The sequence below is a fragment of the Streptomonospora nanhaiensis genome, assembly GCF_026642255.1.
Taxonomy (GTDB): domain Bacteria; phylum Actinomycetota; class Actinomycetes; order Streptosporangiales; family Streptosporangiaceae; genus Nocardiopsis; species Nocardiopsis tropica.
Map to the genome: position 1 here is coordinate 1,335,734 of NZ_CP113264.1, position 19,234 is coordinate 1,354,967.

The window sequence follows — 19,234 nt, forward strand, 5'->3', positions numbered from 1 at the left end:
ACACAGTGTGAGGGAGTGGACGAGTGCGAGCACGAACCCTGGCCGCTGTCTCCGCCGGAGCGCTCCTGGCCTCCCTCGCCGCGGGGGTCCCCGCGCAGGCGGAGCAGACCGGTACGGCGGCCGGAGCCGCTCCCGCCGACACCGGGGGACTGGTGTGGGCCCCCTGTGAGGACATCGCACCCGTCGGGGAAGAGACCCTGGAGTGCGCGACCCTCACCGTTCCCCTGGCCCGCACCGACGGCGGCGCGCGGATCCACGGCCTCGGGGACACCGTGGAACTCGCCCTGTCCCGGGTCCCCGCCACCGGCCGGGCCGAGCGCACGATGCTGGTCAACCCCGGCGGCCCCGGAAGCGCCGGGCGCATGTGGGCCGCCCACACCCACCGCCGCATGCCCACGGAGCTGCGCGAGACCTACGACGTCGTCTCCTTCGACCCGCGCGGCGTCGGGGCGTCCACCCCCTCCATCACCTGCGACCCCGCCTTCTTCGCGCCCGTCCGCCGCGACACCGTCCCGGCGGACGCGGACGCCGAGGCCGCACTGCGGGCCGGAGCCGAGGACTACGCCGAGGCGTGCGGGGCCAACACCGGCCGCCTCCTCGACCACGTCCGCACCGAGGACACCGCGCACGACATGGACGCCATCCGGGCCGCGCTCGGCGAGGAGACCATCGACTACCTCGGCTACTCCTACGGCAGCTACCTCGGCACGGTCTACTCCTCGCTCTACCCCGACCGGGTCCGCGCCCTGGTCCTGGACAGCGTCGTCAACCCGGACAACCCCTGGTACGAGAGCAACATCGAGCAGAGCCGGGCCCTGGACAGGTCGGCGGACGGCTTCTTCGACTGGGTGGCCCGCAACGACGCCGCCTACGGCCTCGGCGCCGACGGCGACACGGTCTCCGAGGCGTACTACTCCCTGCGCGCGGAGCTGGCCGCGACGCCGGCGGCCGGCACCGTGGGCCCCACCGAACTGGAGGGCGCCGTCATCGTCGTCGCGTACAGCGGCGGCACCTGGCCGCGGGTCGCCGAGGCGCTCGCCGCCCGGATCAACGACGGGGACGACGCCCCGCTGCTCTCCCTGCACGAGGACTACGGGGACGACGCCGGGTCCGACCGCGGCTACGGCGGCTACCTCGCGGTCCAGTGCACGGACGCCCGGTGGCCCGAGGACTGGTCCACCTGGCGCGCGGACGCCGAGAGGCTCCACGCGGAGGCGCCCTTCATGGGCTGGCACAACATGTGGTACAACGCTCCGTGCGCCACCTGGGACGGCGACTCCGACGACTGGTTCCAGGTGGGCGACGGCCGCGGCGAGCACCCCGCCTACGACGGTGACGCGCTCGTCGTGCACGCCACCCGGGACGGGGCCACCCCCGTCGAGGGCGCCTACGCCCTGCGGAACCGGCTCCCCGGGGCCAGCCTCGTGATCGAGGAGGGAGGGCTGACCCACGGTGTCTCCCTCACCGGGAACACGTGCGTGGACGAGGTCGTCACCGCCTACCTGCGAGACGGGGAGGTCCCCGTCAGGGACGGGGGCGAGGGCGCCGACGTCGTCTGCGAGGGGCGTCCCGAGCCCCGGCCGCGCACCTCCCGGGCCGCACCTGAGACGATGGTGGAGCGCCTCGGCCCGGTCGGCATGGAAAGTCCCGGGAAGCCCGGGTCATCCGAGTAACCGGTCCAATAGGCTGGAATCGGCGCGAACAGGCTCGGCCAGTCGTCCCGGAGCCCGGAGGGCCCGGGCAGAGGGGGGAGATGCGATGCTGCGGACCTCGCCGGTACGGATCCTCGGAGAACGGGACCGGGAGGCTGTCCGCGCGCTCCTGGACGCCGACCCCGTGGGCAACGTCTTCGTCGCCTCGCGCCTGATGGCCACCGGTCTCGCCGCCAGTGCCCACGGTGCCGAGGTGTGGGGGCACGTCGAGCGGGGCCGTTTGACCGCGATGTGCTACTCCGGGGCCAACCTGGTCCCGGTCAACGCCGGACCGGCCGCGATCCGCAGCTTCGCCGACCACGCCCGCTGGCGGGGCCGCCGGTGCTCGTCCATCGTCGGCCCCGTCGCGGCGGTCAGCGACTTCTGGGAGCAGGTCGCCCCCGTGTGGGGGCCCGCCCGGGCCATCCGCGCCAGCCAGCCCGTCCTGGAGATCGACGGTCCCCCCGCCGTGCCCGCCGACCCGCTCGTGCGCCGGGTCCGCCTCTCCGAGCTCAACACCCTGGTGCCCGCCTGCGTGGCCATGTTCACCGAGGAGGTCGGCGTCCCGCCGGACTCCGGTGACGGCGGCGCGCTCTACCGGGCGCGGGTGGAGGAGCTGGTGCGCACCGGCCGGGCGTTCGCCAGGATCGAGGACGGCCGGGTCGTGTTCAAGGCGGAGGTCGGCGCGGTCACCCGCCACGCCTGCCAGGTGCAGGGCGTGTGGGTGCACCCGGAGCTCCGGGGCCGGGGGCACTCCTCGGCGGGGATGGCGGCGGTGGTCGAGCACGCGCTCGCCGAGATCGCCCCCCGTGTGACCCTCTACGTCAACGACTTCAACGCCCCCGCACGCGCCACCTACCAGCGGGTCGGATTCCGCCAGGTGGGAGAGGTCATGTCGGTGCTCTTCTAGCCGGCGCCCCTCCAGGGCCGGGAAGCACCGTCCCCGCCCGCCCCGACGCACTCCGCGCCGCACCCCGCCCCCGCGGCCCCGTTCCGGCGCGTCGGCGCCGGAAGTCCCGCGCGCCCCCGCCACGACCCCGAGAGAGCCACGATGCGGCACAACCCGACCGGACGCGCACGCCTGGGCCTGGCCCTCCTCCTCGGCCTCCTGTCGGTGCTCGGTCCCCTCAACATCGACATGTACCTCCCGGGATTCCCGCAGATCGCCGCCGACCTCGACGCCGGGGCCTCCCAGGTCCAGCTCAGCCTCACCAGCTGCCTGATCGGGCTCGCGGTCGGCCAGGTGGTCGTCGGCCCGGTCAGCGACGCACGGGGGCGTCGCGGCCCCCTCGCCGTGTCGCTGCTGCTCTTCGTCCTGGCCTCGCTGCTGTGCGCCGCGGCGCCCGACATCACGACACTGGTGGCGGGCCGCTTCCTCCAGGGGTTCACCGCCTCGGCCGGCACCGTCCTCTCCCGGGCCGTCGTGCGCGACGTGTTCGACGGTCCCGCGCTGACGAGGTTCTTCGCGCTGCTGATGGCCGTCACCGCCGTCGCCCCCATGGTCGCGCCGGTCGCCGGGGGAGCCGTCCTCGCACTGCCCTTCGCGACCTGGGAGACGGTCTTCCTGTTCCTCGCCCTGCTCGGCGTCGTGATCGTCCTGGTCGTCATGCTCGGGCTCCCCGAGACGCTGCCCCCGGAGCGCCGCGTCCCCAGCTCGCCCGGCGGCTCCCTGCGCACCATGGCCGCGCTCCTGCGGGACCGCGCCTTCATGGGGTACGCGCTGATCGTGGGCCTGCTCCACGGCGGCAGCTTCGCCTACGTCGCCGGGACGCCGTTCGTCTACCAGGACCTCCACGGGGTCTCACCGCAGGCGTTCGGCGTCCTGTTCGGCGTCAACGGGATCGCCATCATCCTGGGCAGCGCGGTGGTGGGGCGCCTCGGGGAACGGGTGACCGAGCCGGCACTGCTGCGGTTCGCCGTGGTCACCGCGGTCGTGGCCACCGGCGTGCTGCTGGCCGCCACACTGCTCGGCGGCCCGCTGGCCGCGCTGGTGGTGCCGATCTTCGTCTACATGACGTGCATGGGCATGATCCTGACCAGCTCCTTCGCCCTGGCGATGGAGGGGCAGGAGGGAAGGGCGGGAAGCGCGGGCGCGCTGCTCGGCGCGCTGCCGATGCTCATCGGCGCCGGAGCCGCGCCCCTCGTCGGACTGGACGAGAGCACCGCCGTGCCGATGGGCGCGGTCCTGTTCGGGACCGCGTCCCTGGGCCTGCTCGTCCTGGTCGGCACGACCGCCGAGCGCAGGCGCCAACCGGCGGTCGGAGCCTGACGGGGCACGCCCCCGCCCCGGCCGTGCGGCCCGCGGGGGACGTCCCCCGCGGGCCGCACGGCCGGCCGCAGCCGGCTACGCCCCGGTGACGGGCCGGTCCTGCGCGGCCATGCCCAGCCGCTCGGGGGCCCCCGCGAAGGACAGCTCGAAGTCCGGGGTGTCCGCGATCAGCGCCCGGGTGTACTCGTGCTCCGGGGCCGACATCACCCGGCCCACCGGTCCCTGTTCCACGATCACGCCCCGGTGGAGCACGGCCACCCTCTGCGCGATGTTGGACACCAGGGCGATGTTGTGGGTGACGAACAGCAGTGCCATCCCCTCGTCCTGGAGCCCGCGCAGCAGTTTCACGATCTCCGCCTGCACCGACACGTCCAGCGCCGACGTGATCTCGTCGCAGATCAGCAGGTCGGGGCGGGTGGCCACCGCGCGGGCGATGCACACCCGCTGCCGCTCGCCGCCGCTGAGCTGCTCCGGGTAGCGGTCGGCGTAGGAGGCGGACAGGGCGGCGCGCTCCAGGGCCTCGGCCACCACGGCCCCGGGGTCCCGGGGCCTGCCCACCAGGTGGCGGTAGGGGCCCAGGATCTGGTCGCGTACCCGCCTGCGCGGGTTCAGCGCCTCGTAGGGGTTCTGGAACACGTACTGCACCCGGCGCCTCTGCTCGGCCGTGCGCCGGTAGCTCCCGGCGGCCAGCGGGCTCCCGTCGAACACCACCTCACCGGTGTACTGGCGGTGCAGGCCCGCGACCGAGCGGGACAGGGTCGTCTTGCCCGACCCCGACTCGCCCAGCAGGGCCACGCACTCGCCCCGGTGGACCGACACGTCGATCCCGTCGAGGACCCTTGTGCGCCCGTAGCCCGCGTCGAGCCCCGCGACCCTCAGCAGCGGCTCGCCCTCCGGCTCGCCGCCCTCCTCGTGGCCCGTGGTCCGCAGCAGCGGCACGGCCGTCAGCAGGCGCCTGGTGTAGGAGTGGCGCGGGTCCGCGAGCACCCGGTCCGTGCGCCCCCGCTCGACGACCTCGCCCCGGTACATCACCGCGATCTCGTCGGCCAGGTCGGCGACCACCGCCATGTCGTGGCTGATGTAGACCCCCGCCGTGCCGTAGTCGCGGGTCATCCGGCGGATGGTCTCCAGGACGTGCGCCTGCGTGGTCACGTCCAGGCCGGTGGTCGGCTCGTCCAGCACGATCACGTCCGGGCGGCCGACGAACGCCATCGCGATCGCCACCCTCTGCTGCTGTCCGCCGGACAGCTGGTGGGGGTAGCGGGCCAGGAACCCGTCGTCGTCGGGGAGCGCGACCTCGCCCAGGACCTCGCGCACCCGGGCCTGGGCGTCGGCCGCCGACAGGGAGGCGTCGTGCAGGGCCTCGCGCAGCTGGGTGCGCAGGCGCAGGGCCGGGTTGAGCGCCGAGGCGGGCGACTGGGGGATGTAGGCCACCGCCCGTCCGCGCAGTTCGCGCACGCCCCGCTCGGAGAGCGAGGCCAGGTCCTTCCCGGCCACCTCCACGCGTCCCGCGGAGATCTCCGTCGCTCGCTTGCAGTGCGCCAGCAGCGACAGGCCCAGGGTGGTCTTCCCGGAGCCGGACTCGCCGACCAGGCCGAGGATCGTGCCCCGCGCCACCGTGATCGAGACGCCGCTGATGATCTCCACGTCCGAGGGACGGCCGATCACGGTCAGGCCCTCCACCGACAGCACGGCGGCCCCGGTGTCCCGGCCGCCTCCGGAGTCCGCTTCCCGTCCGGCGTCCCGCGTCACTTCTCCACCCCTCGGTCGATGCCGATCGCCGCACGGGACAGTCCGTCGGTGATCAGGTTGGCGCCGATCGTCAGGACGGCGATCGCCGCCACGGGCAGCGCCACCGCCCACGGCTGCACGGCCATGCCCTGCCGGTTCTCGTTGATCATCAGTCCCCAGTCCGCCGTCGGCGGCTGGAGCCCCATGCCGAGGAAGCCGAGCACGGCGACCACCCCGATGGAGTAGGTCAGCCGCAGGCCGAGCTCGACCAGCAGCGGGCTCGTCACGTTCGGCAGGATCTCCACCGCCATGATCCGCCAGCGCGGAAGGCCGACGGCCTCGGCCGCCTTCACGTAGTCCTGCTCGACGACCTTGCGCGTCGCCTCGCGGATCACCCGGGCCACGCGGGGCATGTGCGACACCGCGATGACGGCCACGATCAGCCACACCTTCGGGCCCACGATCGACATCACCAGCAGCGCGGCGATCAGCTGGGGGAAGGCGAGCAGCACGTCGCCGACGCGCATGAGGACGTCGTCGAGCCAGCCGCGCCGGTACCCGGCGACCACGCCGACGACCGTCCCCGCCGCCACGCCGATCGCCGCGGAGGCGCCCGCGAGGAGCAGCAGCGTCCAGCCGCCCCACAGGAAGCGGGTCAGCACGTCGCGGCCGCGGTTGTCACCGCCGAACAGCGTGCCGTCCACCCCGGTCTCGAACGGTCTGGCCACGAACTCGGTGGGTGTGTACGGGGCCACGAAGGGCCCCACCACCGCGATCAGGACGATCAGGCCGGTCAGGGCGGCGCCGACCTTCGTCCGGCCGAACCCCCAGGCCGTCCGGAACAGGCCGGCGCCGCGTCCCCGCGGCACCACGGTCACGGGCTCCACGCCCGCGTTCACGGGAGCGCTCATCGGTTCGCCACCCTCACCTTCGGGTTGGCCGCCAGCCCGATCACGTCCGCGATCAGGTTGACGAGGATGTAGATGCCGGCGATGAGCAGGACCACGGCCTGGACCAGGGGCACGTCGCGGTTCTCGATCGCGTCCATGAGGATCTTGCCGACACCGGGGAAGTTGAACAGGAACTCGACGGCCACCACGCCGCCCGCCAGCCAGGCGAGCTGGAGGGCGACCACCTGGGCCACCGGCCCGATGGCGTTGGGTGCGGCGTGCCGCCACAGGACCGCGCGCTCGTCCACGCCCTTGAGCCGGGCCTGCTGGACGTACTCGCTCTCCAGGACCTCGATCATCGTGGCCCGCATCATGCGGACGATGGGCGGCGCCACCGCGAAGGCGAGTGTCAGCACCGGCAGCACCCACTGGTCGGGGCCGCCCTCGCGGGAGTACACGGACGGGAACCAGCCGAGTCCGCCGGGCCCCAGCAGGAGGATCAGCAGGATGCCGACCACGAACTCGGGGATGGACGCCACGACCAGCGTCCCCATGGACGAGGCGTGGTCGAAGGCGCGGTCCCGTCGCAGCGCGCTGACCGCGCCCACGAGGAGGGCGACGGGGGTGGCGGCGAGGGCCGCCAGCCCCATCAGGGTCAGCGAGCTCAGGACCGGCCCGGAGAGGACCTCGGTGACCTCGGTCCGGTTGGAGTAGGAGGTGCCCAGGTCCCCCTGGACGATCCCCTGGAGCCAGTTGAGGTACTGCACGGCCACCGGCTCGTGCAGGTCGAGCTGGTCGCGGAGGGCCTCCACGCGCTCGGGCGTGGCGTCACGGCCCAGGATCATCTGGGCGGCGTCGCCGGGCAGTGCCTGCGTGGCCGCGAAGACCACGAGGGACACCGCCCAGAGCGTCAGCGCGCCGAAGAGGAGGCGGACGACGATGAGTCGGGTCATGGTGAGCTTTCGGTAGCGGTCGGTCGGGTCCGGGGAGCCGCTACTGCTCCAGCCAGGCCCGGTGGAACGCGTACGAGCCCAGCGGGTGGCCGGAGACGGCGGGCTCCAGGCCGTGCACGGCGGTGCTGTGGCCGTCGAGGAGGTTCACGAAGCCCCACACGATGTAGCCGCCCTCCTCGTACTCGACCCGCTGCGCCCGGCGGATCAGCTCGTTGCGCTCGTCGGGGTCCGCGGTGCGGCGGGCCTCCTCCAGGTGGCCGAGCCACTCCTCGTTCTCGCCCCACATGGTCTCGTTGTAGGGGGCTCCCACCACCGAGCCCTGCGCGGCCTGGGTGATGTAGTTGCGCGCGCTCCAGAAGTCCTGGCCGAAGGCGTAGGGGAAACCCTCCTCCTCGTTCCAGTAGTCGCTGGGGTTGACGCGGCGGAGCTCGACGGTGACCCCGGCCTCACGGGCCTGCTCCTGGAAGACCTCGGCGGCGGCGACCACGCCCGCGCTGATGTCGGAGGTGACCAGCTCGACCTCCAGGCCGTCCCCGTGCCCGGCCTCGGCCAGCAGCCGCCTGGCCTCCGCGATGTCCTGTTCCCGCTGCTCGAAGTCGTCCGGGTAGGACGGGTCCATCCGCGCGTACATGTCGTTGCCGACCTGGCCGTACCCGGCGAGGGCCTGGTCGATCATCTCCTGGCGGTCCACGATGAGACGGAACGCCTGGCGGACGCGGACGTCGTCGAAGGGGGCCTGGTCCACCCGCATGGTGAACGGCAGCCACATGCCGGTCTCGGACTCCATGACGGCGAGGTCGGGGTTGCCCTCGATCACGGCCACCTGCGCGTGCGGGACCTGGGTGATGAGGTCCACGCTGCCGCTGTTGAGGGCGTTGACGCGTGCGTCGTCCTCGGGGAAGTCGACGATCTCCAGCTCGTCCGCGTAGGGCAGGCCCTCCTCGTGGTAGCCCTCGTGCCGCTCGAAGAGGCTGTACTCGCCCGCCACGAACTCGACGCTGCGGAACGGGCCGCAACCGACCGGGTCGGCGGGGTCGTACCCCTCGGGGACGACGCAGTTGTAGTACTCGGCGAGGGCTTCGGGCAGGGTGACCGTCGGCTCGGTGCAGCGGATGAGCACCGTGCGCCCGTCCAGGGCCTCCAGCCCGTCGGCGTCGACGCCGTCCATGTCGCCGGCGCCGCGCAGCGGGTTGTCGGGGTCCAGGATGCGCCGGAGGGAGAAGACGACGGAGTCCGCGGTGACGGGGGAGTCGTCGTGGAAGGTCAGGCCCTCCTTGAGCACGACGGTCCACTCCGTGGCGTCCTCGTTGGGCTCGACGGACTCGGCCAGGTTGTTCTCGATGGCGCCGTCGGCGGCGTAGCGCAGCAGCCCGGCGTAGAGCGCGAAGTTGCGGGCGATGTCCACGTTGTCGGTGGGGTCGTGCGCGTCCAGTGTGTCGTTGACCCCGCCTCCTGCGACGCCGACGCGCAGGCGCCCGCCCCGCTGGGGTTCACCCCCGCCCGAACCCCCGGAGCCGGAGTCCCCTCCGCAGGCGGCCAGGACCGGGGCGACGACGGCGCCGGCGGCGGAGGCCTTGAGGAGGGAGCGACGGCTGGGGGCGGAGAGAAGGGTGGGGCGGGGGCCTTCGGACAGGGACGACAAGGGACACCTCGTGTGGGGACGGGAACCGCAGGGCGTTCGGGGCCGGGGAGGGGCGGCGCCCGGGGAGGGGCGCGGCCCGGCATCGGACCTGATCGATACTTGTTCGCCCTTCACGGAGCGTCAAACGAGGTCGGAGGCGGTGCGGGCCGTGAACGCCGTGTTGCGGGGCCGTAACGGCGGAGAGAGAGGGGCGTCCCGCCGGAACCAGCTCTGGCCTGCGGGTTTCCGCGCCGTTCGGTGTGCGCTCCGAGCGGCGGTGTGCGCATGGCGCCCACCGCCGGTTCGCGGCGAACGACGCTCCGGGGGGCGTCCGGGTTGTGTTCCAATCGATGTCGCGGGGAAGCGAAACCGTGGTGTTTAGTGCGAGCAATTTCCGTTTTGTTGGCTTATGTAGCCATATGTCTGTTCAGAGGAAGGCGGTCGGTCCGGGGTGGGGTCCCGGTCCGGCCGGGCGGCCGGAGCCGCCTCCGGCCCACCCCGTCCGGGCGCGGCGGGGAGGGCCGCCCCGTGCCGGCGGGAAGCCTGTGGGCGGAGGGGCCTCCCGCGCTCGCCTCCGGCTGCGGGCGCCGCGGCGGGCGGCGTCCCGGCCGGTGCGCGGGAGCGCATATCGTTACTGGTCGTGTCCGTGTCGGGGGGACGGGCCGCCCGCGAGCGCATTGCCAACGTGTTACACCTCACATGGCCGACTCTGGGGTCCGGACTGTTTCCTTTGTCCTCATCGGGGATGACACGTGACGGGGTTTTGTGGCCAATACCAGGCGGGGTGAACCCAGGTGTGCTGTTCTGGACCCAGCACACCCTTGTCTAAGGTGAGTGCAGGCGGCGCAACCCGCGCGCCCGTCGCGGGTGATTGGAGTGACCGGATGGCTGAGGCGAGGCAACTCCGGGAATACGTGCCCGCGGAGGTACCGGGGAGCGCGGTTCCGACCACACCGGGGTTCGAGACGGGCGACCTCACGGGAGGGTCCACCGACCACACGGTGTGGAGCTGTGCCGGGAACCTCACCGCGGTGCGGTCGATCCGCGCGCGCGTGCGCGAGTTCCTCACCCGCATGGGCCACACCGAGGGCGCACTGGACGACGCCGAGCTGTCGGTCAGCGAGCTGGCGACCAACGCGCTGCTGCACTCCCGCTCCGGGCAGAGCGGAGGCGTCATGACGCTGTTCATCCGCTCCGACGCCGGACGCCTGCGCGTCGCCGTGGCCGACCAGGGCGAGCGCGACGGCGAGGGCGTCCACACGCGGGAGGACGGCGACGACTACGGCCGGGGCAAGCTCATCGTCGACAGCTGCGCCACCCGCAGCGGCGAGTACTGGAGCGAGGCCACGCACGTGGCCTGGTTCGAGATCGAGGACGGCCACGTGCCCGTCCCCGCCTTCGACGGCGAGTCCTCGGTCGCGGAGCTCACCGAGTCCGGGGACTGACCCCGGGCGGCCCCCGGCCCCCCCGGCGGCGCGCACGCCGCACACCGGGGCCGGAACCCGGCCCCGGCGCCCCTTCGGGGTCCTCAGTCGGCGCTGTCGGGGTACGGGAAGGCGACCCGCGCCGGCTCGGGCGCGCAGAGCACGGTCACCTGGCGCCCCTCGGGCGGGGGGCAGTCCGCGCCGGTCACCACGCAGGCCCCCGTCCACAGCGCCAGCGCCACCAGCGCCACCCGCGTGGCCTCGTCGCCCCGCTCGTCCACCGCCACGACGTCGTCGGCGGTCAGGTGCAGCAGGTTCCGCAGCTCGGAGAAGCGGGCCATCAGGTCGTTGTGCGGGTAGAGGGTGGTCAGCAGTCCGCCGCTGGTCTGCTCGTAGCCCAGGATGCCGTTGTCGAACAGCCCGCGCGCCGGGCTGTACCCGTTGCCGTCGGGGCTGGGCTGCAACAGGTCCTCGAAGGGCGTCGCCCCCAGGGACGGGCCGAAGGAGATGATCTGCCGCACCCGCGAGCGCTCGGCGAGTTCGAGGGCCGTCTGCGCCAGCTCGGGGCTGACCAGCAGCAGCCGGGCGTCGGTCTCGGTCAGGACGGCGCACTGGGTGTCCAGGTCGGACGCGGTCGACAGCGGCAGCGCCCGGCCGCCCACGGCCATCACCGTGTAGGTGGCCAGGAACCGGTCGGGTGAGACCGGCGCGAGAACCCCCACCACGTCGCCGAAGCACATGCCCCGGCGGCTCAGCCCGGCCGCGGCCTGCTCGACGGTGGCGGCGAACGTGAGCGCGTCCACCCGGTGTCCGGCGGTCCGCAGCGTCCCCGGCCGCGACGAGCGCAGCCGCAGCCGCTCGCACAGGCCGCCGGTCAGGGATCCGATCGGGTCGTCCCTGCGCGGCAGATGGCGTCCCGGTCGCCCGGTTCCTGAAGACAGCCCTACCCCCATACGTACCCCCAGTCGGCCCATCCTGCGGTGGTGCCGCATTCCGGGCTCGTCACGCCCCCTCCACGTGGCGAGCCCGGAAGCGCGGCCCCGGGCGGTCGGTGCGACGTCCCTCCCCAGGACGCACCCCGCTCCGGCGCGGTTCCCCACCGGCCCCGGGAACCTTCCCGGGGCTGACGGTCCGCCGGGATCCCGGTGTTCGGCCCGGGCTCCGACGGCCGCTTCTGGGACTCACGGAACCGTGTCACGAGAGTGCCACGAATGTGATGTCCCATGGCTTGAACCCTAGCGCGTTCACAGTCAGATGCACATGCATATTGCTATGCAGATGCATATGTAGATTCTGGCCGCAGGGGAGAGAGCGCCCGCACGAGAGAGGGCGTAAGCGGGCAGACCGGGCGATCAGCCCGCTGCTCTGTGCTGCTCCATCCACGCCGTGATCTGCGCGCGTGAGTGGAAGCCCATCTTGCGGTTGATGTTGGCGACGTGCCTGGCCGCCGTCGACGGGGTGATGAACAGCGTCCGGGCGATCTCGGGGTTGCTCCGTCCCGAACTCACCAGCCGCGCGATCTCCAGCTCCCGCTTGGTCAACCGCTGCTGCGGGGTCACCGACTCGGGCGCCGGGACGGGCCCCTCCAGGGGCCGGCGGGCGCGACCGCGCCCCGGCGCCCGAGGTGCGGCGGACGGTGCGGGCGGCGTGCGCCGGCGCGCCGGCGCACGCCGCCCCTCCTCGGCCAGGCGCTCGGCCTCGCGGACCACCTCGGACAGGTCCAGCCCGCGGCCCTGCTCCCACCACGACACCAGCTGGCGGCGGCGCCGGCGGACCCGCTCCACGTCCGTGAACGGCCACGGGGCCTCGTGCACCGCCAGGCCCAGCTGTCCGCGCACACCCGTCGCGGCGCCGGCCAGGCGGCAGGCCGGTTCCCGCAGCCCGGCGCCGAACACCACCCGCGCGATCGCGACCAGCGCACGCGCGGCCTCGGCCCGCTGCCCCGTCGAGTGGCTGAGGAGCAGCCCCTCGCTCAGGTAGTCGTAGGCCTGGCTCGTTGACCCCTGCGCGTGCGCCACACGGCCGATCCCGGCCAGGCAGCGCGCCTCCTCCGCCGCCGCTCCGATCATCCGCTGGGTGTCCAGCGCCTCGCGGTAGCAGCGGTCGGCGGTGATGAGGTCGTTGTTGGCCTCCGCGGCCCGGGCCTGCCCGATGAGCGTGACGCCCACGCCCCACCGGTGGTCGATGCCCCGCAACAGGGTCAGGGCCGCGTTGTAGTGGTGGTCCGCCGTCGGGTAGTCGCCCTGCTGGGCGACCAGGGCCGCGCGGGTCCCCAGCGCGATCGCCTCGCCCCACTGGTCACCGGCCTCCCTGCACAGCCTCAGCGCCTCCTCCACCCGCACCGCGGCCTGGTCCGACACGCGGTCGCGCACCTCCACCAGGGCCAGCACGTTGAGCGCGGTGCGCACGAACGCGTCGTCCCCGGCCTCGCGGCACAGCCGCAGCCCCTCCTCGCCCAGCGCCACGGCCAGGCCGTGGTCGCGGCGCACGCGCGCGAGCTGGGCCCGGGCGACCAGGGCCCGCGCCCGCGAGGGCGCCTTGTCCGACTCCTCCAGCTCCAGCAGCCGGTCCATCCAGTGGGCGCCCTCGGCGTGGCACTGGTGGCTCACCCAGTGCGCGACCAGGCTCACGCACAGCCGGAGCCCGGACTCCGCAGCGCCGCGGGACAGGGTCCAGCCCAGCAGGGAGCGCAGGGTGTCGTACTCGGCGATCACCCGCTGACGGCCGGCGTCGCGCTCGCTCCAGGGCATCGGCCGGCTCGACTCCAGCTTGAGGCCCAGGTCCTCGACCAGGCGGAGCATCCGGTCCAGCAGCCGCTCGTGGTAGAGGTCGGCCTCCCCCGCCGCGGCCAGGCGCCCGGCGGCGAAGCGGCGCACCGCCTCCGGCAGCTTGTAGCGGACCCTGCCCTCGAACTCACCGGTCACGGTGATCAGCGAGCGGTCCAGCAGCGACGTCAGGAGATCCAGGACGGCCGACTCGGGCAGGGACTCGTCCGCGCACACCTGCTCGGCGAGTTCGAGGTCCCAGCCCCGGAACACCGACAGGCGCCGCAGGAGCACCCGTTCCGGCTCCGGGAGGTGGACGTACACGAAGTCCAGCACCAGGGGCAGCACCTGGCTGCGCGAGATCGCCTGGCCCGGCCCCGGCTGGAACTCGGGCGAGGCCAGGTGGGCGCGCAGGCCCTCGGCGAGCGCGCCGGGCCCGACGACGGGCGCGAGCGCCCCGAGCACCTCGATCCCCAGGGGCACCCCGCCCGTGAGGTCGCAGACCACGGCCGCGGTCTCCGTCTCCTGCGGAGTGGCGGAGAAGCGGGGGTCGCGCGCCCGGGCGCGGTCGAGGAACAGCCGGACCGCGTCGGACGCGGCGGGGTCCGGCGGCGGGGCGTTGCGCGCGGCCACCGGAAGCGCCATCGGGGTCATCCGCCACACGGTCCCGCCCGCCAGCCGGACGGGCTCCTCGCTGGTGAGGAGGATGGAGAGCGCCGGGCAGGCCGCCAGCAGGGCCTCGCCGACCTCCGTCACCTCGTCGGGGACGTGCTCGCAGGAGTCCAGCACCAGCAGGAGGCGCCGGGAGCGCAGCGCCTCGGCCACCGTGGCCGCCAGGGGCTGCCCGGGTTCCTCGATCACGCCGACCGCGGCGCACACCCGCGCGTAGACCTCCAGCGTCGTGTGGGCGTCGGTGAGGTCGGCCAGCCACACCCCGTCGGGGAAGGACACGGTCGACTGCTCGGCCAGGCGCAGGGCCAGCCGTGTCTTGCCCATGCCGTCGGTTCCGCACAGGGTGACGGACCGGCTGGAGCCGAGCAGGCGGAGCAGGTCGCTCAGGTCCCGCTCACGGCCGACGAAGCCGGTGCCCGGTCGGGGGAGGTTGTGCCGCGCTGGCGCGGTCAAAGGTGCCATGGCCTTCACAGGTAGGGGCGGTCGGGGGGTTCCTCACCAGGGCTGAGGGGTCGGTGGGCAAGGGGGACGTCATCGAGGGGTGCGGTGGAGGTCGGGGTTTCTGTCTTAGCGGGTGCACGCGCACTGTGCAAGTGCTACCGGGCGATCGGGCCCCTCTCAGCCACCGTCGCGGGAAGCAGCCCAACCGGTCAACTGCGTCCTGGAGGAAATCGAGAGTTTTCTGAAGATGTTCGCTATATGTCTGGCCGCAGTGGCCTGACTGATGGTCAACCGCTCGGCGATCTCGCGGTTGGACAGGCCCCGCTCGGCGAGTTCGGCGATCTCCCGTTCCCGGGGCGTCAGCGACTCCGGCCCCGAGGCCCTCGGGGCGGGAGGCCGGGGGAAGGCGAGGGCCCGGTCGCGCACCTGCTCCAGGGGCAGCGACCGCCACGCGTTCCAGGCCTCGGACGTCCGGGCGCCGCCCACGAGGCGCTCCACACAGGAGCGCAGCCGCAGCGTCTCGGCCGAGGGACGGTCCAGGGAGGTGCGCAGGCCGGCGGCCACGCCCGCCAGGGCGGCGGCCCTCTCGGCCTCGTCCTCGGCGAGCGCGAGCTCGGCCAGGGCCTCCAACGCGCGGGCGACCGCGATCCGCCGGCCGGACGTGAAACTCACCCGCAGGCACGTGGACAGCGGCTCCCGCGCCTTGAGGGGCTCGCCCCCCGCCAGGAACAGGCGGCCCAGGTCCCGCGCGCAGCGGGCGGTCGCCGGGGCCGCCTCCAGCTCGCCGAAGACCGCCAGCGCCTCGGTGAACAGGTCCCGCGCCCGGGCGAGGTCCCGGCGCTCCGCGGCGATCGAGCCCAGCCCGTGCAGGCCGCGGGCCACGCTCCACCGGTCGCCGAGGCCCTCCGCCAGCGTGATGCCGTGCTCCAGGTGGGCCACGGCCCGGTCGGGCTCCCCGCCCCGCCTGGCCGCCTGGGCCAGCACCCCGAGGGTCGTCCCCTCGGTGATCGGGTCGTCGACCCGCTCGGCCCAGCGCCCCGCGCGTTCGGCGTGCTCCAGCGCCTCGTCCGGCCGGCCCGACCGCAGGGCCAGGGAGGCCGTGGTCGTGAGGGCGGAGGCGGCGGCCCCCGCGTCGCGGCAGGCACGCGCGGCCTCCAGCGCGCACCGGGCGAGCGTGGACACGCGCGGAGCGGGGTCCAGCTCCAGCCGCAGCTCGGCCTGGAGGGCCAGGGCCCGCGCCCGCAGGGACGGGGACTGGTCGTCCGGGTCGGCCGCGAGGACCCGCTCCAGGACGCGGCTGCCCTCGGAGGCCAGGTCGCGCACCATCCAGTACGGCCGCAGCGACACGCACACCCTCAGGGCGTCGTCCACGCGCCCCTGGGAGAGCGCCCACTCCACCATGCGCGAGTGGTTCTCCCGGTGGTGGTCGAGCAGCCTCAGGTACGACAGGCGCTCGCTCCACGCCAGCGGCGCCCGGAAGCTCTTGGCCCCCTCCTCCAGGCGCGTGACGGAGAAGCGGAGGTAGCGTTCCCAGCGCGCGTCCAGGTCCCCGTCCTCGGCCAGGCGCTCCGCGGCGTAGGCGCGCACCGTCTCGGTCAGCCGGTAGTGCGCGGTGCCGTCGATCTCGGTGTCCACCACCACCAGGGACTTGTCCAGGAGGGAGAAGTGCAGCGGCAGGATGTCGGAGGCGTCGACGCCCTCGCCGGAGCACACGTCCTCCGCGGCCTCCAGGTACCAGGTGGAGAAGACCGACAGCCGGTGCAGGAGGAGCCGCTCCGGTTCGGTGAGCAGGTCGTGGCTCCACTCCAGGACCGCGCGCAGGGTGCGCTGGCGCGGGGGCAGGTCGCCCGAGCCGTCACTGGTCAGGAGCTGGAACCGGTCGTCCAGGCGGCGCAGGATCTGCTGCACCGACAGCACCCGCACCCGTGCGGCCGCCAGTTCGATGGCCAGGGGCATCCCGTCGAGCATCCGGCAGATCTCCGCGATGTAGCCGGAGTTCTCCCTGGTCATCTCGAACCCCGCGCGGGCGGCGTGCGCGCGGGTGACGAACAGGCGCACCGACTCGTAGCGCTGGGTGTCGCGACGGGGGATGGGCGCCGGGTCGGCCGCGTAGGGGTCGGTGGGCGTGGCCCGTGCGGGCAGCGAGAGCGGCGGCACCCGCCAGATGCTCTCCTGGGGGACGTGCAGGGGCTGGCGGCTGGTGACCAGGATCCGTACCCGGGGGCAGTCGCGCAGGACCGCCTGGCACAGCCGGGCCATCGGCCCCACGGCGTGCTCGCAGGTGTCCAGGAGGAGCAGGAGGTCGCGGGTGCGCAGCGACGTGATGATCGCGTCGGTCATCGTGCGCTCGTCGTCCTCCACCGCCTGGAGGCTCTTGGCCACCGTGCGCAGTGCCTGGTCGTGGGTGGAGGACTCGCTGAGGTCGATGAAGCGGACGCCGTCGGGGAACCGGCGCATCACGCGTTCGGCCAGGTGGAGGGCGAGGCGCGTCTTGCCGATGCCGCCGGTTCCGGTCAGGGTGACCATCCTGGCGGTGTTGAGGAGGCGGCTCAGGTCGACGATGTCGCGCTCGCGCCCGACGAACCTGATGAACTCGCCGGCGGACAGGGGCAGGTTGTGGCGAGGATGAGACATGGCCTCGATCAGTAGGACTCCGAATCGGCCCGCGGGGCACGCCCGGGGACGCGTCGACGCGGAGAAAGCCGTTCCAAGTCTGGCATCCCCCGCCCCGGGCTGTCTCGCTGATGGCCGGTTCCGGCATGAGCGGCCGGAAACCGCCCATGCCGGTCGATGGGGTGCTACGGGTCGACTACCCTGCGCTGTCCGCGCCGGAGTCGGGGGACCAGGTACCGGGGTCCGCCGGACCCTGGACGCCCGACCCCATGTCCTTCACCTCGTGGGCGCCGTCGGCGTTGAACGGGGGGAACCACACGAAGGGGATGCCCTTCTTGGCGGCGTACTGGATCTGCTTGCCGACCTTGGCGGTGGAGTGGAAGACCTCGGTGTTGAACCCGCGGGAGCGCAGCAGTTCGCCGGTGAGCAGGGCGTCCCGTCGGCGCTCGGCGCCGGGGACCACGACCATGACGTCGGTGGGACAGGTCCGCCCCTCCGTGATCCGCCCCTCGGCGACGAGCTTGGCGAAGATGCGGGTGAGGCCGATGGAGATGCCGACCCCCGGCAGCCTGCGGCGGATGAACTGCCCGGCGAGGTCCTCGTACCGGCCCCCCGCGCAGATGCTCCCGTACCCGGGGTCGTCGTCGAAGGAGGCCTCGTAGACGGTGCCCGTGTAGTAGTCCAGGCCGCGGGCGATGGACAGGTCGGCGACCACGGCGCCCTCGGGCAGGTCGGCGAGGTCTCCCATGACGAAGGCGAGCTCGTCGAGCCCCTCGTCGAGCAGGTCGGAGGAGATCCCGAGCTCCCGCACCCGGGCGGCGACCTCCTCGCCGGACCCCTTGACGCGGGCCAGGGCGAGGCAGGCGTCGGCCTGCTCGCCGCCGAGGCCCTCGGCCAGGAGGATGTCCCGCACGCCGCCGTCGCCGATCTTGTGGAGCTTGTCGACGGCGCGGATGACGGCGACCGGGTCCTTGACCCCGAGGCCCTCGTAGAAGCCCTGGAGGACCTTGCGGTTGTTGACGTTGAGCGTCCAGGCGGGGATGTCCAGCCCGCTGAGCACGCGGTGGACGATGCGGGGGAGCTCGGCGTCGAAGTGCAGGGGGACGGAGTCGACGTTGATGACGTCGATGTCGCACTGGGTGAACTCGCGGAAGCGCCCCTCCTGGGGCCGCTCGCCCCGCCAGACGCGCTGCATCTGGTAGCGCTTGAACGGGAACGTCAGCTCGTTGAAGTGCTGGGCGACGTACCTGGCGAAGGGCACGGTGAGGTCGAAGTGCAGTCCGAGCCGCGCGTCGGAGTCGTCCTCGGCGTCGGCCTGGAGCCGGTGCAGGGTGTAGACCTCCTGGGAGGTCTCGCCCTTGGCGGTCAGCACGTCGAGGTTCTCCACCGAGGGGGTCTCCACCGACGCGAAGCCGAAGGACTCGAACCCGGCCCGGATATGGTCCAGCCAACGCTGCTCCACGGCCCGGACCTGTGGGGTCCACTCGGGGAAACCGCTGATGGGAGTGGGGCGGACGACGCGCTGATCGGACATGTGGGTTTCTCGGCTCCCTTGGGAGGGTCGGGTCGGTTCGGCTCGCCCCGGCCGGACGGCGGCGCGGGGTCGCGCGTGCGGGTCCGGCGGGGGGAGGGCGAGCCCATCCTACGGCCAACCAGGGGAAGCGGTCCCGGGAGCGGCCGGGGCGCGCCGGGTCCCCGGGGCCCGTGCGGCGGGGCCCTCGCGGAGGGGTCCTCGCGGTGGGCGGGGCGGGGGCGTGCGCGGGTCGGTCCAGCCGCCACCGGCCCACGTGGACGGTTGTGGGCCGGTGGGGCGCCGGAACGCCGACCTGAGGCGTCGACCGGACCGACGCCGAAGAGCGAGACGTCGGTGCGCGGCCGCCCCGGGGCGCCGCGGGGGCTCCCGCGGCGGTCGCGTCCTCGTGCCAGGAGTCCGTACCGCGACCGCACCGCGACAGCGTCGTGGCGCGGGGGCCCTGTCCTCCACCGTAGACTCCGTGGACGGCTCCGGACAGGGATCGGCGCGGCCGAAAGCGGCCGAAAATGACCGCTCACAATGTCGTAAAGTCGACCTTCCGGGGTAGAAGTCTGTGCTTACCTGGTTACGGCCGGTCCTGGGGTGCGGACCCGCCGCCACGGGACGGCTCGGGCCCCGTGGCCGTTCCCG

General features: G+C 73.6%; 12 protein-coding genes. 4 read left to right on the top strand and 8 right to left on the bottom strand.

What is annotated here, in order from left to right; translation table 11 throughout:
• Positions 1-23: 23 nt before the first annotated feature.
• From OUQ99_RS05925 to OUQ99_RS05935, 3 genes are all read left to right on the top strand, one after another.
• A complete protein-coding gene (locus OUQ99_RS05925) occupies positions 24-1,673 on the top strand; it encodes an alpha/beta hydrolase (protein ID WP_267948419.1) in 1,650 nt (549 codons plus the stop codon).
• A gap of 85 nt (positions 1,674-1,758) precedes the next feature.
• Positions 1,759-2,601 carry a GNAT family N-acetyltransferase gene (locus tag OUQ99_RS05930; RefSeq protein ID WP_267948420.1) on the top strand — a complete coding sequence of 281 codons (843 nt, stop codon included), beginning with the start codon at positions 1,759-1,761 and terminating at the stop codon, positions 2,599-2,601.
• Positions 2,602-2,742: 141 nt separating this feature from the next.
• On the top strand, positions 2,743-3,960 hold the full coding sequence (locus tag OUQ99_RS05935; protein ID WP_267948421.1) for a Bcr/CflA family efflux MFS transporter: 1,218 nt from the start codon (positions 2,743-2,745) through the stop codon (positions 3,958-3,960).
• 75 nt (positions 3,961-4,035) lie between these two features.
• On the opposite strand, the gene OUQ99_RS05940 is transcribed toward OUQ99_RS05935, so the two are convergent.
• Genes OUQ99_RS05940 through OUQ99_RS05955 form a run of 4 tightly spaced genes read right to left on the bottom strand, consistent with a single transcriptional unit; the run spans position 4,036 to position 9,176 of the window.
• Positions 4,036-5,712: an ABC transporter ATP-binding protein gene (locus OUQ99_RS05940; protein ID WP_267948422.1), complete on the bottom strand. Its 1,677-nt coding sequence runs from the start codon at positions 5,710-5,712 to the stop codon at positions 4,036-4,038.
• Positions 5,709-6,602: an ABC transporter permease gene (locus tag OUQ99_RS05945; protein ID WP_267948423.1), complete on the bottom strand. Its 894-nt coding sequence runs from the start codon at positions 6,600-6,602 to the stop codon at positions 5,709-5,711. Before OUQ99_RS05945 ends, OUQ99_RS05940 begins: the two co-directional genes overlap by 4 nt.
• The gene (locus OUQ99_RS05950) at positions 6,599-7,534 is read right to left on the bottom strand and encodes an ABC transporter permease (protein ID WP_267948424.1); all 936 of its coding nucleotides are present in this window, start codon (positions 7,532-7,534) and stop codon (positions 6,599-6,601) included. The genes OUQ99_RS05945 and OUQ99_RS05950 overlap by 4 nt, the downstream gene beginning before the upstream one ends.
• A 40-nt stretch (positions 7,535-7,574) precedes the next feature.
• The gene (locus OUQ99_RS05955) at positions 7,575-9,176 is read right to left on the bottom strand and encodes an ABC transporter substrate-binding protein (protein ID WP_267948425.1); all 1,602 of its coding nucleotides are present in this window, start codon (positions 9,174-9,176) and stop codon (positions 7,575-7,577) included.
• 863 nt (positions 9,177-10,039) lie between these two features.
• Here OUQ99_RS05955 and OUQ99_RS05960 point away from each other — a divergent pair.
• Positions 10,040-10,600: an ATP-binding protein gene (locus tag OUQ99_RS05960; RefSeq protein WP_267948426.1), complete on the top strand. Its 561-nt coding sequence runs from the start codon at positions 10,040-10,042 to the stop codon at positions 10,598-10,600.
• 83 nt (positions 10,601-10,683) lie between these two features.
• On the opposite strand, the gene OUQ99_RS05965 is transcribed toward OUQ99_RS05960, so the two are convergent.
• The 4 genes from OUQ99_RS05965 to hisS all read right to left on the bottom strand — a co-directional run bounded on the left by OUQ99_RS05965 (position 10,684) and on the right by hisS (position 18,604).
• A complete protein-coding gene (locus tag OUQ99_RS05965; protein WP_267948427.1) occupies positions 10,684-11,532 on the bottom strand; it encodes an AMP-binding protein in 849 nt (282 codons plus the stop codon).
• A gap of 399 nt (positions 11,533-11,931) precedes the next feature.
• On the bottom strand, positions 11,932-14,469 hold the full coding sequence (locus OUQ99_RS05970; RefSeq protein WP_267948428.1) for a LuxR C-terminal-related transcriptional regulator: 2,538 nt from the start codon (positions 14,467-14,469) through the stop codon (positions 11,932-11,934).
• A gap of 165 nt (positions 14,470-14,634) precedes the next feature.
• Positions 14,635-17,091, bottom strand: a complete 2,457-nt coding sequence (locus OUQ99_RS05975) for an ATP-binding protein (protein ID WP_267948429.1) — start codon at positions 17,089-17,091, stop codon at positions 14,635-14,637.
• Positions 17,092-17,266: 175 nt separating this feature from the next.
• Positions 17,267-18,604 carry a histidine--tRNA ligase gene (gene hisS, locus OUQ99_RS05980; RefSeq protein ID WP_267948430.1) on the bottom strand — a complete coding sequence of 446 codons (1,338 nt, stop codon included), beginning with the start codon at positions 18,602-18,604 and terminating at the stop codon, positions 17,267-17,269.
• Positions 18,605-19,234: the final 630 nt, after the last annotated feature.

What these genes read in the sequence shown, in the direction of transcription:
- OUQ99_RS05950 (WP_267948424.1), bottom strand. Translation starts at nt 7,534, where the DNA reads ATGACCCGACTCATCGTCGTCCGCCTCCTCTTCGGCGCGCTGACGCTC.
- OUQ99_RS05930 (WP_267948420.1), top strand. Translation starts at nt 1,759, where the DNA reads ATGCTGCGGACCTCGCCGGTACGGATCCTCGGAGAACGGGACCGGGAG.
- OUQ99_RS05945 (WP_267948423.1), bottom strand. Translation starts at nt 6,602, where the DNA reads ATGAGCGCTCCCGTGAACGCGGGCGTGGAGCCCGTGACCGTGGTGCCG.
- OUQ99_RS05965 (WP_267948427.1), bottom strand. Translation starts at nt 11,532, where the DNA reads ATGGGGGTAGGGCTGTCTTCAGGAACCGGGCGACCGGGACGCCATCTG.
- OUQ99_RS05975 (WP_267948429.1), bottom strand. Translation starts at nt 17,091, where the DNA reads ATGTCTCATCCTCGCCACAACCTGCCCCTGTCCGCCGGCGAGTTCATC.
- hisS (WP_267948430.1), bottom strand. Translation starts at nt 18,604, where the DNA reads ATGTCCGATCAGCGCGTCGTCCGCCCCACTCCCATCAGCGGTTTCCCC.
- OUQ99_RS05960 (WP_267948426.1), top strand. Translation starts at nt 10,040, where the DNA reads ATGGCTGAGGCGAGGCAACTCCGGGAATACGTGCCCGCGGAGGTACCG.
- OUQ99_RS05935 (WP_267948421.1), top strand. Translation starts at nt 2,743, where the DNA reads ATGCGGCACAACCCGACCGGACGCGCACGCCTGGGCCTGGCCCTCCTC.